The organism is Streptomyces sp. Y309 (assembly GCF_056712025.1).
This window is the reverse complement of sequence record NZ_CM160048.1, coordinates 6,672,062-6,687,691: the sequence shown is the minus strand read 5'-3', so window position 1 is coordinate 6,687,691 and position 15,630 is coordinate 6,672,062. Positions and strand designations below refer to the sequence as shown.

Here is a 15,630-nt window from a genome sequence, read left to right as displayed (position 1 = left end):
AGTAAGCGTGAAATAAGCCGAGCTGACGTGGATCACGCTAGAAAGGAGCGGCGCGCCGCCCCAGCCGCCGAGACCCCCTCTCGGTGAAGCACAGGGCGAGGCGCGGGGGTGGTGCTGGCAACACCCCCGGCCGGGGGTGGGGCCCCATGACCTGGGCCGCCGTGACCAGGGAGACTGTGAGGGTGCCGCCGATTCGGCCGCGTACGAAACGCTCGGACCGCCGGGACGTGGGACTGCTTGAGGAGAGGGACACCATGAAGACGTCGAGAGTGCGCGAGGCACTGCTCGCGGGAGCACGCGGCCTGTATCTGGCGATCGTCTCGCTGGCCGGATCGATCACGCTCTTCGTGCTCTCGGTCCTGTCGATCGTGTTCATCGTGCTGGGGATCGGCGTCTTCACCACGCCCGTGGTGCTCACCGCGGTGCGCAAGTACGCGAACCTGCGCCGCGTCCAGGCCGGTGAGTGGTCGGACGTCCACATCCCGGTGCCCTACCGGCAGTACCCCGCCGACCTGCGCTCCGGTGTCACCGGTCGGGTCGAGCGCTGCTCGCTGATGCTGAAGGACCCGGCGACCTGGCGGGACCTCCAGTGGCTGATGGCCGACATGACGGCGGGCTTCGTCGTCGTGATCTTCGCGCCCTCCCTGGTGCTCTACCCGGTGTACGGCTGGGTGCTCGCCCTCGGTGTCTGGAAGCCGATCTACAACGCGGGCGGCGGCGAGTGGTACGGCTTCATCCACGTCAACTCGCAGATGGCGGCGAACGGCGCCGCCGCGCTCGGCACGGCGCTCGCCGTCGTGGCCCTCTTCGCCAACCCGGCGATCGTCCGCGGCCACTTCCTGCTCGCCCGCACCCTGCTCGCGCCCACCGCCTCCATGCGGGAGCGCGCACTGGCGCAGCGCGTGGACCGCCTGGAGGAGACCCGGCACGACGCGGTGGACACCTCCGCCGCCGAGCTGCGCCGCATCGAGCGCGATCTGCACGACGGCGCGCAGGCCCGCCTGGTCGCCATGGGCATGGACCTCGGCACCATCGAGGCGCTGGTCGAGAGGGACCCGGCCAAGGCCAAGGAGATGCTCGCCAAGGCCCGGCAGAACTCCGGCGAGGCGCTGACCGAACTGCGCGACCTGGTCCGCGGCATCCACCCGCCGGTGCTCGCCGAGCGCGGCCTCGGCGACGCGGTGAAGGCGCTCGCGCTGCGCCTGCCGGTGACCACCGACGTCGACGTGGACCTGCCGGGCCGGGCGGAGGAGCCGGTGGAGGCAGCCGCGTACTTCGCGGTGAGCGAGACCCTGACGAACGCGGTGAAGTACGCGGACGCGGACCGCATCTGGGTGGACGTGCACCACGAGCACGGCATGCTCCGCATCGCGGTCACCGACAACGGCAAGGGCGGTGCGGCCGTGGGCACCGGGTCCGGGCTGAGCGGGATCGAACGGCGACTCGGTACATTCGACGGCGTACTGGCCGTCAGCAGTCCGGTTGGCGGCCCGACCATGGTGACCATGGAGATCCCTTGCGAGTTGTCCTAGCCGAAGATCTCTTCCTGCTGCGCGACGGCCTCGTGCGGATGCTGGAGGCATTCGACTTCGAGATCGCGGCGGCCGTCGAGACGGGGCCCGAGCTGACCAAGGCCCTGGCCGAACTGCAGCCGGACGTCGCCGTGGTCGACGTCCGGCTGCCGCCGTCGCACACGGACGAGGGACTCCAGTGCGCGCTCGCCGCCCGCCGGGCCCGGCCGGGCCTGCCGGTGCTCGTGCTCTCGCAGCACGTGGAGCAGTTGTACGCGCGCGAGCTGCTCGCCGACGGCAACGGCGGGGTCGGCTATCTCCTGAAGGACCGGGTCTTCGACGCGGAGCAGTTCATCGACGCGGTCCGCCGGGTCGCCGCGGGCGGCACCGCGATGGACCCGACGGTCATCCAGCAGCTCCTGTCACGCCGCGCCACCGACCAGCCGCTGGGCGCGCTCACCCCGCGCGAGCGCGAGGTGCTCGAGCTGATGGCGCAGGGGCGGTCCAACGCCGCGATCGCGGGGCAGCTCGTGGTGACCGAGCGGGCCATCGCGAAGCACACCTCCAATATTTTCGCGAAGCTCGATCTGCCGGTGTCGGACGACGACAACCGCCGTGTCCTCGCGGTTCTCGCCTATCTCGATCAAGGGCGTTGATTCGTACGGGAGTTGGCGGCGAGAATTTCCGGGCGCCGTTGAACGACGCGGACCACTGATGCGTACGTAGTCCCATGGGACGCACCTCACGACGCACGTCACGAAAACGATCAAAGCTGGCCGGCCGGGCGATCGCCGCTTCGGCGGCGCTCATCCTGGGCGGCGGCGGACTTGTCGCGGTGAATGTCTACGCGAACGCCGACGAAAGCGACGGTCCGCCGCCCAATAGCCAGGAACAGATCCAGAATCAGAACGGCGGCGGGCAGCAGGCGAGCACCATCAGCTGCCCCGACGTCGGCAATCAGCTCCCGGACGTTCCGGACGGGGCGCGTGCCGATGTCGACCGCGAACTCGCCGCCCTCGACAGCCAGATCACCGACGCCTACGCGCGGTTCGCCGAGGCCGAGGACAAGAATTCCGTACTCGGCCCGCTGGAGGAGCAGCGGCGGCCGACCATCGAGAACATCCGGTCCGCGCTCGACCGGGGCGGTCAGGCGCCGGAGAACCTGGACGGCATGGCGCCGTGCACCCTGCGCGCCGACGACGACGGCCCCCCGCAGGGCGGTGACCAGGGCCAAGGTGGCCAGGACCAGGGCGGCGGCGAAGGCGACCAGGGGCAGGACGGCGGCCAGGACCAAGGTCAGGGTGACGGGGACCAGGGCCAGGGCCAGGGAGGCGACCAAGGCCAAGGTCAAGGACAGGGGCAGGGTCAAGGCCAGGCCGGCAACGGACCCGAGGCCGGTGACTTCGTCGACATCACGACCGTTCAGCCCAATGTCCAGAAGCCGCGCAAACAACGCGGCGCGTCACGCGGCACCTTCACCACGAACTGCGGCACGAACGAGAACGGAAAGTTCAATCCGGACAATGTCATCGTCGCGCCCGGTGTGAGCAATGGCGCCCACCATATGCACGATTACGTCGGAAATCAGGAGACGGACGCCTTCTCCGATGACGACGATCTCGCGAACGGCGACACCAGCTGCCGCAATCAGGGCGACAAGTCCACGTATTACTGGCCCGTCCTGAGGCTGCAGAACGGAAACGACGAGAACGACGCGGACGCGGACGGCGGCGGCCGGGACAAGAACGTCGGCGAGATCCAGACACCGGACCAGGTCACGCTGAAGTTCGTCGGAAGTCCGGTGAGCAAGGTGACCGCGATGCCGCGTTTCCTGCGCATCATCACCGGTGACGCCAAGGCGTTCACCAATGGTGACGCGAATGCCAACGCGTCCTGGAGCTGCACAGGATTCGAGAACCGGCAGCTCAAGGACAAATACCCGATCTGTCCCGAAGGCAGCAAGGTCGTCCGCACCTTCAACTTCCAGAGCTGCTGGGACGGGCAGAACACCGACAGCGCCAACCACCGCACCCACGTCGCGTTCGCCGACGCGCGCAGCGGCGCCTGCCCGCAGGGCTTCCGCGCCATCCCGCAGCTCGTGCAGCGCATCGTGTACGACGTGCCGCCGGGGCCCGGCTTCGCCGTCGACTCCTTCCCCGAGCAGCTGCACAAACCCATCACCGACCACGGTGACTTCATCAACGTGTTCGACGAGAGGCTGATGCAGCGCGTCGCCAAGTGCGTAAACGACGGGCGTCGCTGTACTTAGTGCTTCGCCAGAACTGCGGGCCGTCCGTGGCTGGTCGCGCCCGCGCGGCGGAGCCGCATGTGTCACGGCCCCGCGCCCCTTCGGGGCGCTTGCCCCACCCAAGACTGCTGCGCGGTCAGCTCGCGCGGTGACCGGAGTGCCCTATGTGCCCAGGGCCCGGACCTCGCTCCCCCCCACCACGCCACTCGTCAGGAGTGGTGCGAGGCCCGCTCCACCGTCCCGCCGAGCCGGCCGCGCAGCGCGCCGACCACGGCCGGGTCGCCGACCGCGACCCACTTCCTGCCGACCAGGTACGTGCCGCCGTAGTCCTTGGCCGAGTTCAGCCAGTCGCGTTCGCCGCGGTCGGTGGCGAAGGTCGCGAGGACGAAACGGCCGTCCTCGTTCTGGCAGTTGGCCTGCCGCAGCTCGGCGGCGTCCGTCTGGATGTCGGGCGCGCACTCGGCCTTCGCGGCGAGCTGCTCCAGGGTGCCGGTGGCGGTCTTCGGCGCCGCGGTCCTCCCCCCGCCGTCCGCGGCCCCACCGTCGTCGGCGCTGAGCCCCGCCGCGATCACCAGCCCGATCACCGTGGCCGAAACGGCGCCCGCCGCCCACACCATGCTCCTCATCACTCACTCCCGTCTCGTCCGGCGATGTGAACTCGCCTTGTGCGTAGGCACCGTTGAGCGCAGAGGGCCGCCCGGATACCGTGCGCCGCACGCATTCGACGCAGGGGGTACACGTGAACGGTCCGTCGCGACGCTCGGTGCTCAACACGGCCGGGGCCATCGGCCTCGGTACGGCCCTCGGCGGGGTGGCGCTCCCGGCCCATGCCGCCGAGGAGCCCGCCGAGGGCCCTGCCCTCGATACGGATGCCGCGCGCTCCGTGCTCAATCGGCAACTCCCGCACCACGCGGATCAGTTCAGACTGAGACTCGTCCCGGCTCAGGAAGGCCGGGACCGTTTCCGTGTGACCGGCACCTCCGGGCGCGTCGAGGTGTCGGGCACCACTCCCGCCGTGCTGCTCACGGGAGTCCACTGGTACCTGAAGTACGTGTGCGGCGCGCACATCGCCTGGAACGGCAGCCAGCTCGACCTGCCGCGCCGCCTGCCCGCGCCCGCGCGCCCCCTGGAGCGCTCCACCGCGCTTCCCCACCGATTCGCCCTCAACGACACCAACGACGGCTACACCGCCCCGTACGCCGACTGGCCGTACTGGGAGCGCATGATCGACGTACTGGCGCTGCACGGCTGCAACGAAGTCCTGGTCATCGCGGGCACGGAGGCCGTCTACCACCGCGTCCTGAAGGACTTCCACTACACCGACGCGGAGTCCCGCGCCTGGCTGCCCGCGCCCTCGCACCAGCCGTGGTGGCTCCTGCAGAACCTGTCCGGGTACGGCGGCCCGCTCTCGCCCGAGATCATCGACCGGCGCGTGGAGCTGGGGCAGAAGATCGTGGGTCGGCTGCGCGAGCTGGGCATGGCCCCGGTGTTCCCCGGCTACTACGGGCACGTCCCGGACGGCTTCGTGGCCCGCAACGGCGGTGACGCGCGCGTCGTGCCGCAGGGCACCTGGCACGGCTTCAAGCGCCCCGACTGGCTGGACCCGCGCACCGACGCCTTCGCGCAGGTCGCTGCGGCCTTCTACGGCCACCAGCGTGAACTCTTCGGCGCGGCACGGCACTTCAAGATGGACCTGCTGCACGAGGGCGGCACCGCGGGCGACGTGCCCGTGCCGGACGCCGCGCGCGGCGTGGAGAGCGCGCTCCAGAAGGCGCACGCGGGCGCGACCTGGGTGATCCTCGGCTGGCAGGAGAACCCGCTGCCCGCGCTCCTCGACGCCATCGACAAGAAGAAGATGCTGATCGTCGACGGCGTCTCCGACCGCTACCGGAGCGTCACCGACCGCGAGAAGGACTGGGGCGGCACGCCCTACGCCTTCGGCACCATCCCGAACTTCGGCGGCCGCTCCACCATCGGCGCCCGCACCCACCTCTGGCAGGAGAAGTTCTTCGCCTGGCGCGACAAGGAGAACAGCGCGCTCGCGGGCACCGCGTACATGCCGGAGGCCACCGACCGCGACCCGGCGGCCTTCGAGCTGTTCTCCGAACTGGCGTGGCGGGACGAGGAGTTGGACCGGGCAGACTGGTTCTCGTCGTACGCCGACTTCCGCTACGGCGGCCGCGACCGGGACGCCCGCGCCGCCTGGCGGGCCCTGCACGACACCGCGTACCAGCACAAGGCCGTCGAACGCAGCGACCCGCACGACTCCCTCTTCGCCGCGCGCCCCGACCTGGCCGCGAACCGCGCCGCCGAGTACGCGCCGCGCGCCCTCACCTACGACCCGGGCCGCTTCGACGCGGCGCTCACCGGCCTGCTCGGCGTCGCGGGCGGACTGCGGCGCAGCGCGGCCTACAAGCACGATCTCGTCGACGTGGCCCGCCAAGCCCTGGCCCACCGCAGCCGCCAGCTCCTGCCGCAGCTCAGGACGGCGTACGAGCGCAAGGACCAGGACACCTTCCGCGCCCTGTCGAACTTGTGGCTGCGCCTGATGCGGCTCTCCGACGACGTCACGGGCACGCACCCGGCGTTCCTGCTGGGCCCCTGGATCGAAGACGCCCGCCGCCTCGCCACCAACGACACCGAACGCACGGAGTTCGAGCGCACGGCGAAGGTCCTCATCACGGTGTGGGGCGACCGGCCCACGTCGGAGGGCGGCAACCTGCACGACTACGGCAACCGCGAGTGGCACGGCCTGACCGCGGACTTCTATCTGCCGCGCTGGCAGAAGTGGCTCGACGAGCTGGCGGACGCGCTGGCGGCCGGGCGCGCCCCCACGCCCGTGGACTGGTTCGGGACGGTGGAGGAGCCGTGGACACGCGAGCGCAAGGACTACCCACTGCGGCCCGTCGCCGACCCCTACCGCACCGCTGCGCGGGTCCGCGACGTACTCGCCCGCGCCCCCTACCAGGGCTCCCTTGAAGTCACCGCCGAGCCGCCCGCGATCCCACCGGGTGGGCGGGCCCGCCTGGAGGCCCTGTTCCGCAACGTCAACGGGCTGCGCGCCACCGGCCGCGTCGACTTCACCCTCACCGGCATCGACGCCGAGCCCGAAGGCCCCACGTCGCTGCCCCGGGTGCCCGCCGCGGGCACCGGCACGGTGGCCTGGCGGGCGAGCGCCCCGGACACCCCGCTCGACCGGCCGCTGCGGCCGCTGCCGTACACACTCGCCGTGCGGTACGGCCCGCAGGGCGAGAAGCGGGTGCGGACCGTGCACGAGGGAACCCTGTTCGTGGCGGGCCCGATCTCTGCCGAATGGAAGACATACACGAACAACGCGGCCGTCTTCGGCGAGCTGGACGGGCGGTACGCCATCGACGGGGCGGGCGCGGATCTGTGGCGGGGCACGACGGAGTTCGGGACCCTCTACCGGCCAGGGGCGCTGCGGGACGGCGTGTCCGTCACGCTGAAGGTCGACTCCCAGGCGAACACCGGCCCCTGGGCCCGCGCCGGCATCATCGCCCGCAACTCCCTCGCCACACCCGGCTCCCCGGGCTTCCTCAACCTGGCCGTCACGCCCGCCAACGGCGTCGTCCTCTCGTACGACACGAACGGCGACGGGACGCTGGACACCTACAAGCGCATCACCGGGGTGAAGGCGCCGGTGCTGCTGCGGCTTTCGCGGGCGGGGGGCGCGTTCACCGGCGAGCTGTCCACCGACGGCGGCGGCACGTGGCGCACGGTCGCCACGGCGCCCGTGGCCGGGGCCGCCGACGTCCAGGACGTCGGGCTGTTCATGACGGCTACTAATGGGGGTGGCGGGGCGCGGGGGACGGTGGAGTTCAGCGGGTGGGGGGTGGGCCGCTCCGCGGCTCGTCCTCAAACGCCGGACGGGCTGAAACCCAGCCGCACCGGCGAAGTATTCAGCCCCTCCGGCGTTTGAGGAGCGGGGGTCCGGGGGCAGAGCCCCCGGTTTCGGGAAGGGGCGGGGTTGGGGACCACGCGGTAGCGCCCACCCACCCATGCGAAAGTGTCCGCATGAACGAGGACTGGGAAGCGCGCACAGCCGCCGCATGGGGCACCATCGACGCGTACGGCGACGAAAGGGCCGCAGAGTTCCGGGAGCTCATCGGGAAGCTGGCCGACGAGCTTCCGGACAACAGCCCCGTCGCGCCGTTCGAGCGCGCCTGCGCCTACGACTCCACGGGCCACTCGGACAAGGCGGTCCCCCTCTACCAGGAGGCCCTCGCCCGCGGCCTCACCGGCTACCGCCGACGCCGCACCGTCATCCAACTGGCCAGCTCCCTGCGGAACATCGGTCGCGTGGAAGAGGGCATCGCCCTGCTCACTCCTGAACTGGACGCGGAGCACGACGAATTGGACGACGCGGTGCGCGCCACGCTCGCCCTCTGTCTCGCCGACGCGGGCCGCGCCCGCGAGGGCGTGGGCGTCGCGGTCGGCGCCCTGGCCCGCCATCTCCCGCGCTACCAGCGCTCGATGACGAACTACGCGCGCCTCCTCACCGAGCCCGAGTGACCCCGGCATAGCCGGTGCGCCCACCAGCGTGAAGTGACCGGAGGACGATTCGCTCGTTCTGCTGAACGTGTCGTCATCGCAGTCCACGAAAACCGCCGCCCCCCACGGCGCCGCCACCATCGTCGACGTCGAGCAGGCCGAGGCCGCCCTCGTCGAGCACTACCCGCGCCTGGTCCGCCTCGCCTACCTGGTGCTGCCGCCCGGCCTCGGCCGCAACCGCCGCGTCCTGAGCGCGCACGCCCTGGTCCAGCGGGCCCTGCCGCGCGGCCGCGCCACCGCCCCGGCCGTCCCCGACCAGCGCAGGCCCGCGGGCCGCGGCACCGACCCCGGCTACGCGTACGTACGCTGCCAGGTTCTGCGCGCCGCCCTCGACGCCGGGCTTCCGCTGCGCAGGGCCGCCTGGCCCAAGCGGGCCCAACTGCCGCCGCTGCTGCCGCAGGTGTGGGGCCTGCGGCTGTTCCCGCGCTCGGGCGGCGCCGACGAACTCGCCCTGGACCAGCGGCTCGCCGCGCTGTCCGGGCCCGGCCGCGCCGCGTACGTGCTGCGCGGGCTCGAACGGCTCACGGACGACGAAGTGCGGCGCGTCCTCGACGCCATCGGCGTCGACACCGGAGGCACCAAGGACACGGAGGCCGACGGCATCGACGCCGCGCTCGCCGAAGCCGGCGCCGCGACGGCCGACGGCCGGAGCACGGCCGCACTCCTCGAATCGCCCGAGTTCGACCCGTGCTCCCTGCAGGCCAGGCCCACGGACCTGATGCGGCGCCGCCAGCACCTGAAGGCCGCGGGCATCGCCGCCGTCGCCGCCCTCGTGTGCGGCGCGCTGCTCGGCATGCCCGGCGACGGCTGGGGCCCGGACGGCGCCGCCGCGCCCCCGTACGCGAAGAACCCCGCCGCGGAGGCCGCCCTCGACCCCGGCCGGCTGACGAAGGCCGCGCCCACCGCCTGGAAGCAGTCCGCGCGCACCGACTTCTCCGTCTGGCCCGCCCGCGGCGAACTCGTCGACGACCAGGCGCTGTTGCGGCGCGCGCTCGCCGTGTGGGCGCGGCCCGGCAAGTCCGTGCGGGTCTCCGCCACACCCGGCACCCCGTCGGGCGCGCCGCCCGGGCCCGCGCAACTGCTCTTCGCGGGGCCCGTCGACGGGGCGCGCGTGGTGCTTCTGTACGACGGCATGCGCGTCGTGCGGTACGCCGAGCCGCAGGAAGGGACCGGCGGCGCCGCCCTCGACTTCGCGCGCGTCGACGGCGCGGACGCCGCCGACGCCGGGGCCGTCGTGGTCGGCCGCGCCGACGGCAACGTGCGCTATCTGACGGCCCCCTGGGTGCGGACCGCCGCCGTGCGGGACCTGTTGAAGACCGACGGCGACGCCATGGCGCTGCGGCGCACCACCGACGGCGTCACCGACCCCTTCGCCAGCCCCGCCCTCGCCCGTGAGTGCCGCTCCTGGAACGCCCTCCAACTGCGCGACCACACCGGCGCCGCGCGGCTCACCACCGACCTCGGCGAGCTCACGCCCGCCCACCTCACCGCCGGCCGGCCGGACGCGCCCCGCGAGGCCGCGCCCAAGGACTGGTCGCGGACCGCGTGTTCGCTCGCGGCGGCACGGTCGCACGGGGTGCGGGTCGTGAACGCCTGGGCGTACGCCCGTCAGGACCTGCCTGACGGCAGCGGGAGCGCGGAGTGGGTGTGCACGCGGGCCGAGACCTGGCGCGGCGGTGCGGGTCGGGTGCTCGCCCAGTTCGTCGCCCCCGGGGGCCGGGCCGGGGCCGTTGCCGCCAAGTCGGAGGGGAGTGCCGCATGCGGGGTGCGGGAGCCGCGGGTGCTGGCCGGGGTGCTGTGGAAGTCCCCTGCCGGGGGCTGGTATCTCCTCGCCGCGGGCAGCAAGGACCTGTCCTCGGTCTCCGTGGCCGGGGGCGAGCGGGGGTCCGGCAACACGCTTGCCGTACGCAGCGAGCAGGGGGCCCGGCCCAGGGTGACGGGCCACCTCCCGAACGGCACGAAGGTGCAGACGCTGCGCTAGAGACAGCCCGTCCGGCGTTTGAGGACGAGCCGCGGAGCGGCGACAGCGGGGGCCAGGGGCGGCAGCCCCTGGTTACGGGAAGGGGCGGGGGTGGGGGATGAAAAAGCCTCTGCCAACACCTGTACCCCACCCCTACCCGCCAGTACATTGACGCCATGTCTAATACGAAGGCCCGGCTCCCGCAGCCCGTCGCGGAGGAGCGCATACCGCTCAAGGCCCGCAACGTCTCCTTCTCCTGGGAGAGCACCCCGCTCCACTGGCTCCCGGGGGACCCCTTCACCACGCACACCATCAACGTCCTGCACCTGCTCCTCCCGGCCGGCGAACGCTGGTTCGTGCACGTCTACAAGCAGGTCCTCCCGCACATCCGCGACGAGCGGCTGCGTGAGGACGTCATCGGGTTCATCGGCCAGGAGGCCATGCACTCCCAGGCCCACGACGAAGTCCTCCCGCATCTGCGGGAGCAGGGCCTCGACCCCACGCCGTACACCGCCCAGGTCGACTGGCTCTTCGAGAAGCTGCTCGGCGACCGCACCCTGCCGCCGGGCAGGCCCCGCCACTGGTGGCTGATGGAGCGCGTCGCGATGATCGCCGCGATCGAGCACTACACCGCGTTCCTGGGCGACTGGGTGCTCAACGCCGAGGAGCTGGACCGGCGCGGCGCCGATCCGACCATGCTCGACCTGCTGCGCTGGCACGGCGCCGAGGAGGTCGAGCACCGCGCGGTCGCCTTCGACCTGTTCATGCACGTCGACGGGGGCTACCGCCGCCGCGTCCGCACCTGGGCCACCGCCTTCACCGCGCTGGTGTTCCTCTGGCAGCGCGGCGCCCGGTTCTTCATGGAGAACGATCCGACTCTCGCGAACGGCAAGGCCTCCTTCCGGGACTTTCATCGCAGTGGCCGTGCGGGCACCCTCCCCACCACCGGCGACATGATCCGCTCCATCCCGCGCTACCTCAGCCGCGCCTACCACCCCTCCCAGGAGTGCAGCACGGAGCAGGCCGTCGCCTACCTCGCCTCCTCCCCCGCGGCCACCGCCGCCGAAGCCCGTACCAACACGAACGGGGCCGCCTGACATGACGCTGCCCCGACTGAGGGCCACCGCCCGCACCGCCGTTCTCGTCACCAGTGCCGTGCTGTTGACTCGCCGCGCCCTCCGGCGCCGCATCCACGCCTCGCCGCTGTGGCCGCTGCCCGCTCTGGAGGAGCCCGTCTCCGGGCAGCCGCGCTCGCGTGCGCTCACGCTGCGCGTCGCCCGGCACGAGCGCGTCGCCGACGGCGTCGTACAACTGCGCCTGGAAGGCGGCCCCTTGGCGGGCCTGCCCGCCTGGGAGCCCGGCGCGCACCTGGACCTCGTCCTGCCGTCGGGGCGCGTACGGCAGTACTCGCTGTGCGGGGACCCCGAGGACACGTCCTCGTACACCGTCGCGACCCGGCTCATCGGCCCGGACGAGGGCGGCCGCGGCGGGTCCCGCGAGGTGCACGAAGTGCTGTGCGAGGGCGCGGAGGTGGAGGTGCGCGGGCCGCGCAACCGCTTCCCGCTCGTCGGCGACGCGGCGTCGTACGTCTTCGTGGCGGGCGGGATCGGGATCACGCCGATCCTCGCCATGGTGCGGGCCGTGGACGCGGCGGGCGCCGACTGGCGGCTGCTGTACTGCGGGCGGTCCCGTGCCTCCATGCCCTTCCTGGAGGAGTTGGAGAAGTTGGGCGGGGGTGGAGGAGGGCGGGTGTGTGTCGTTGCCGAGGATGTGAGTGGGCGGCCCGATGTCGGCGCCTTCCTCAGCGAGGAGGAGCGGGGAGCCGCCGGTGCCGCCGTGTACGTGTGCGGGCCCGAGGGGCTCATGGACGCCGTCGCCGACGCGCTGCCCGAGGGCTGCTCGCTGCATCTGGAGCGGTTCGCGCCCGCCGCCTCCACCGGCGGCGAGTCCGCCTTCGAGGTCGAACTGCGGCGCACCGGCCGCACAGTGGCCGTCGGCGCGGACACCACGGTGCTCGCCGCCGTCCGCACGGAGCTGCCCGACGTGCCGTACTCGTGCGAGCAGGGTTTCTGCGGGACCTGCCAACACCGCGTCCTGGAGGGCGAGATCGACCACCGCGACGAACTCCTGACCGACGGCGAGCGCGGTGATTCGATGCTGCTCTGTGTGTCTCGGGCGCGCGGTCCGCGGCTCGTCCTCGACCTGTAGCCCCGCCGCCGCGGGCGGCCTCCGCGAACAGGCGGAGCGGGGGCGTCCGTTCACGGCCTGATCGCATCGGTAGAGTGTTCGCATGACTACCGGGATGCGCCGCAGGATGGGCGTCGAGGAGCGGCGGCAGCAGCTCATCGGGGTCGCGCTCGAGCTGTTCAGCCATCGCTCCCCCGACGACGTCTCCATCGACGAGATAGCGTCGGCCGCGGGCATCTCACGCCCGCTCGTGTACCACTACTTCCCCGGCAAACTCAGCCTGTACGAGGCGGCGCTCAAGCGGGCCGCCGACGAGCTGGCCGGGCGGTTCATGGAGCCGCACGAGGGGCCGCTGGGGGCGCGCCTGCTGCGGGTGACCGGGCGTTTCCTCGGCTTCGTCGACGAGCACGGGCCCGGCTTCTCCGCGCTCATGCGCGGCGGTCCGGCCGTCGGGTCGTCGACGACGAACGCGCTCATCGACTCGGTGCGGCAGGCCGCGTACGACCAGATCCTCGCGCACCTCGGGGTCACCGCGCCGCCCGCCCGGCTCGAACTGGTCGTGCGCTCCTGGATCTCGCTCGCCGAGTCCACGGCGCTCATCTGGCTGGACGGCCGCCGCATCCCGCGCGCCGAACTGGAGCTCCAACTCGTCCACGACTTCGCCGCGTTGGCGGCCGTGAGCGCCGCCTACGACGACGAGATGGCGCTCCTGCTCGGCGGCATCCTCGCGGGCGAGCCCGCCGACGGGCCGTTCGCGGACCTGCTGGCCCGGCTGTCCGCGCTGGCTCCGGCGGCGGCGCTGCCGTAATAGCCCCGTACTGATACGCCCCGCACGTCAGGCTTCCTGGGCGAACTTCCGGTAGGAGGCGTCGAGTTCACGGATCTCGGCGGAGGCGTGCAGGGTGCGGCCCGCGACCGGCTTCACGTATTCCCGTACGAGCTTCAGGGCGGCGTCCGAGACCCGCGCCTTGACCTCGGCGGAGCGGCCGGGCAGCAGCCCGATCAGGACGTGCACGACGTCGTGGTCCGCCGTGGCCGCTCCCACCACGGTGTGGTCGGTGGCCACGAAGCGGGACTTGCAGGTGTCGAGGGGGACGTTCTCGACGGTCTCGTGGAGCAGCGTGTGCAGCGCCAGCGCGAAGCCGCGCCGGTCGAAGGAGTCGGCGAGCGGCTCGGAGTAGTCGACGGTGATCTGCGGCATGGGGCGCCCTCTCTCACGTATCCGGTGTACGTGATCATTCTCCCCTACTGTTCCGCGGCCGCCGCGGTGGCGGTCAGGCGCAGCGCCAACAACGCGATGTCGTCGTCCCGTTCGCGGCCGAAGCACTCCAGGAGCGTGTCGCACAGAGCCGTCACGCCCGGCGGGGCCGCGGCCGCCGCGACGCGCAGCTGCTCCATCGACACGGCGAGGTCCGTGCCGCGCGTCTCGATCAGCCCGTCGGTGACCATCAGCAGGCGGTCCGTGGCGGTGAGCCGGGTCTCCGCGGGCGGCGGGCGGTCCAGGCCGAGGCCGAGCAGCGGGCCGCTCGCCTTGACGTACGCGGCCGTGCCTTCGTCGCGTACGACGAGCGGCGGGATGTGGCCCGCGTTGGCGACGCGGACGCGGCCCGAGGGCGGATCGACGAGGGCCAGGCACATCGTGGCGGTGACGTCGGGGTGGTAGTGCTGGAGCATGCGGTCCAGGCGGCTGGTGAGGCGGCCGGGGTCGGGGTCCTCGATGCAGTACGCGCGCAGGGCGTGGCGCAGCTCCACCATCACCGTGGCCGCTTCGAGCGAGTGGCCCACGACGTCGCCGATGCCGGTGAGCACCCCCGCGGGCGTGGGCAGCGCCGCGTAGAAGTCGCCGCCGATCTCGGCCTGCCGGGACGCCGGTTCGTAGCGGACGACGATCTCCGTGCCCGGCAGGTGCGGCAGGGCGACCGGCAGGAAGCTGTGCTGGAGCGTCAGCGCGACGTGCCGCTCCTTCTCGTACATCAGCAGCCGCTCCGCGACCCGGGCGGTGGCGTGTGCCAGGCGGCCGAGGTCGGCGGCGGAGTCCTGCGCGTACGCGGCGGTGGCCAGGCACACCGGCGCGAGGTCCTCCCGGGTGCGGGCCAGCGCGAGCAGCGCCCCCTCCCCCGGCCCGGGCAGCACGGCGCCGCCGCCCGCGGAACCGTCCGCCCGGGCGCCGCCCGCCGGTCCGGGCGCGTCGCCTCCGTTCACGTCGGCCGCCCACGGCGCCATCCCCACGAACCCCGTGGGCCACAGCGGTCCCGGCACTGTCGTCGTGTGCACACCGGTCCTGCCGGACATCAGGCGCCACATCAGGTGGACCACGCTCTCGAGCGCGTCCGGTTCCGGCAGCCTGGCGGGCAGCCGGCGGTGCGAGCGGCCGCAGTGGATCTCGCCCTCCTCGCCGAGGACGAAGGCCGCGGCGGGGGCGCCGCTGAGGCCCGCCGCGTCGGCGGCCGCGGCGTCGACCAGTTCGCGGACGCAGCCGACGGACTGCACGTCGAGGACGGCCTCCGCGAGCCGGCTGAGGCGGCCGGCCCGGGTCTGCGCGGCGCTGCGGCGCCGGGCGCCGCGCGCGGCGGCGCGGACCACGGCCGTGATCTCCTCGGGCTCGGCGGGCACGGTCAGATAGGCCTCGCCGCCCGCGTCGAGCCCGCGGCAGCGGTCCGCGGAGCCGTGCGCGGCGGCGGAGAAGTGGACGACGGGCAGGCCCGCGGTCGGCGGGGACTCCTTCAGGCGGCGGCACAGGTCGTAGCCGCTCATGTCGGGCAGGCCGACGTCGACGAGGGCCACGTCGGGCAGTTCGCCGGCGCGCAGCCGCACGTCCAGCTCGATCAGCGCCTCGCCCGCGCTGGCGGCGAGCACGACGCGGTGACCGGCGCGGCGCAGCACCGCGCCCAGCGCGTACCGGCTCGCGGGCGCGTCGTCGACGACCAGGACCGTGGTGGCACCAGGCCCGGCCTCCCCTGCTGCGCCTACTGCGTCTTCCTTGTCCCTGACGCCCACGTGGACAGCCCCCAGGACCTGCGGACGGAACGGGCCTCCTCGGGCTCGCGCGTCCACGCTAGCGCTCTAACACACCACCTGGGAGTGCGAGGCCGGGGTACGACCTGGAACGGTGGAGATCATCCAACCTCTCCCGGCCGCGACGGGGTTGACGC

At 72.8% G+C, this 15,630-nt stretch carries 11 protein-coding genes and 1 pseudogene; 9 read left to right on the top strand and 3 right to left on the bottom strand.

The window, feature by feature from the left end:
• Positions 1-254: 254 nt before the first annotated feature.
• From AC0KTA_RS27630 to AC0KTA_RS27620, 3 genes are all read left to right on the top strand, one after another.
• The gene (locus AC0KTA_RS27630; RefSeq protein ID WP_481050919.1) at positions 255-1,532 is read left to right on the top strand and encodes a sensor histidine kinase; all 1,278 of its coding nucleotides are present in this window, start codon (positions 255-257) and stop codon (positions 1,530-1,532) included.
• Positions 1,517-2,167, top strand: coding sequence for a LuxR C-terminal-related transcriptional regulator (locus AC0KTA_RS27625; RefSeq protein WP_481050918.1), 651 nt, complete (start codon positions 1,517-1,519; stop codon positions 2,165-2,167). Before AC0KTA_RS27630 ends, AC0KTA_RS27625 begins: the two co-directional genes overlap by 16 nt.
• A 74-nt stretch (positions 2,168-2,241) precedes the next feature.
• Positions 2,242-3,780, top strand: a complete 1,539-nt coding sequence (locus AC0KTA_RS27620; RefSeq protein ID WP_481050917.1) for a DUF1996 domain-containing protein — start codon at positions 2,242-2,244, stop codon at positions 3,778-3,780.
• Positions 3,781-3,895: 115 nt separating this feature from the next.
• Here AC0KTA_RS27620 and AC0KTA_RS27615 read toward each other — a convergent pair.
• Positions 3,896-4,376: pseudogene (locus AC0KTA_RS27615) on the bottom strand (hypothetical protein).
• Positions 4,377-4,498: 122 nt separating this feature from the next.
• Between AC0KTA_RS27615 and AC0KTA_RS27610 the strand changes: the two are divergent.
• The 6 genes from AC0KTA_RS27610 to AC0KTA_RS27585 all read left to right on the top strand — a co-directional run bounded on the left by AC0KTA_RS27610 (position 4,499) and on the right by AC0KTA_RS27585 (position 13,286).
• Entirely contained in the window at positions 4,499-7,699 is a 3,201-nt protein-coding gene (locus tag AC0KTA_RS27610) for an alpha-N-acetylglucosaminidase (RefSeq protein WP_481050916.1), read from the top strand.
• A 95-nt stretch (positions 7,700-7,794) separates the two neighbouring features.
• Positions 7,795-8,292, top strand: a complete 498-nt coding sequence (locus AC0KTA_RS27605; protein WP_481050915.1) for a tetratricopeptide repeat protein — start codon at positions 7,795-7,797, stop codon at positions 8,290-8,292.
• 67 nt (positions 8,293-8,359) lie between these two features.
• On the top strand, positions 8,360-10,312 hold the full coding sequence (locus AC0KTA_RS27600; protein ID WP_481050914.1) for a hypothetical protein: 1,953 nt from the start codon (positions 8,360-8,362) through the stop codon (positions 10,310-10,312).
• A 155-nt stretch (positions 10,313-10,467) separates the two neighbouring features.
• Complete coding sequence (locus AC0KTA_RS27595) at positions 10,468-11,388, top strand: metal-dependent hydrolase (protein WP_481050913.1); 921 nt, start codon at positions 10,468-10,470, stop codon at positions 11,386-11,388.
• Position 11,389: 1 nt separating this feature from the next.
• On the top strand, positions 11,390-12,499 hold the full coding sequence (locus AC0KTA_RS27590; protein WP_481050912.1) for a PDR/VanB family oxidoreductase: 1,110 nt from the start codon (positions 11,390-11,392) through the stop codon (positions 12,497-12,499).
• Positions 12,500-12,581: 82 nt separating this feature from the next.
• The gene (locus tag AC0KTA_RS27585; RefSeq protein WP_481050911.1) at positions 12,582-13,286 is read left to right on the top strand and encodes a TetR/AcrR family transcriptional regulator; all 705 of its coding nucleotides are present in this window, start codon (positions 12,582-12,584) and stop codon (positions 13,284-13,286) included.
• A gap of 27 nt (positions 13,287-13,313) precedes the next feature.
• Here AC0KTA_RS27585 and AC0KTA_RS27580 read toward each other — a convergent pair whose 3' ends face one another.
• Positions 13,314-13,679, bottom strand: coding sequence for a 5-carboxymethyl-2-hydroxymuconate Delta-isomerase (locus AC0KTA_RS27580; protein ID WP_481050910.1), 366 nt, complete (start codon positions 13,677-13,679; stop codon positions 13,314-13,316).
• A gap of 44 nt (positions 13,680-13,723) precedes the next feature.
• Positions 13,724-15,475, bottom strand: coding sequence for a SpoIIE family protein phosphatase (locus AC0KTA_RS27575; RefSeq protein WP_481056583.1), 1,752 nt, complete (start codon positions 15,473-15,475; stop codon positions 13,724-13,726).
• Positions 15,476-15,630: the final 155 nt, after the last annotated feature.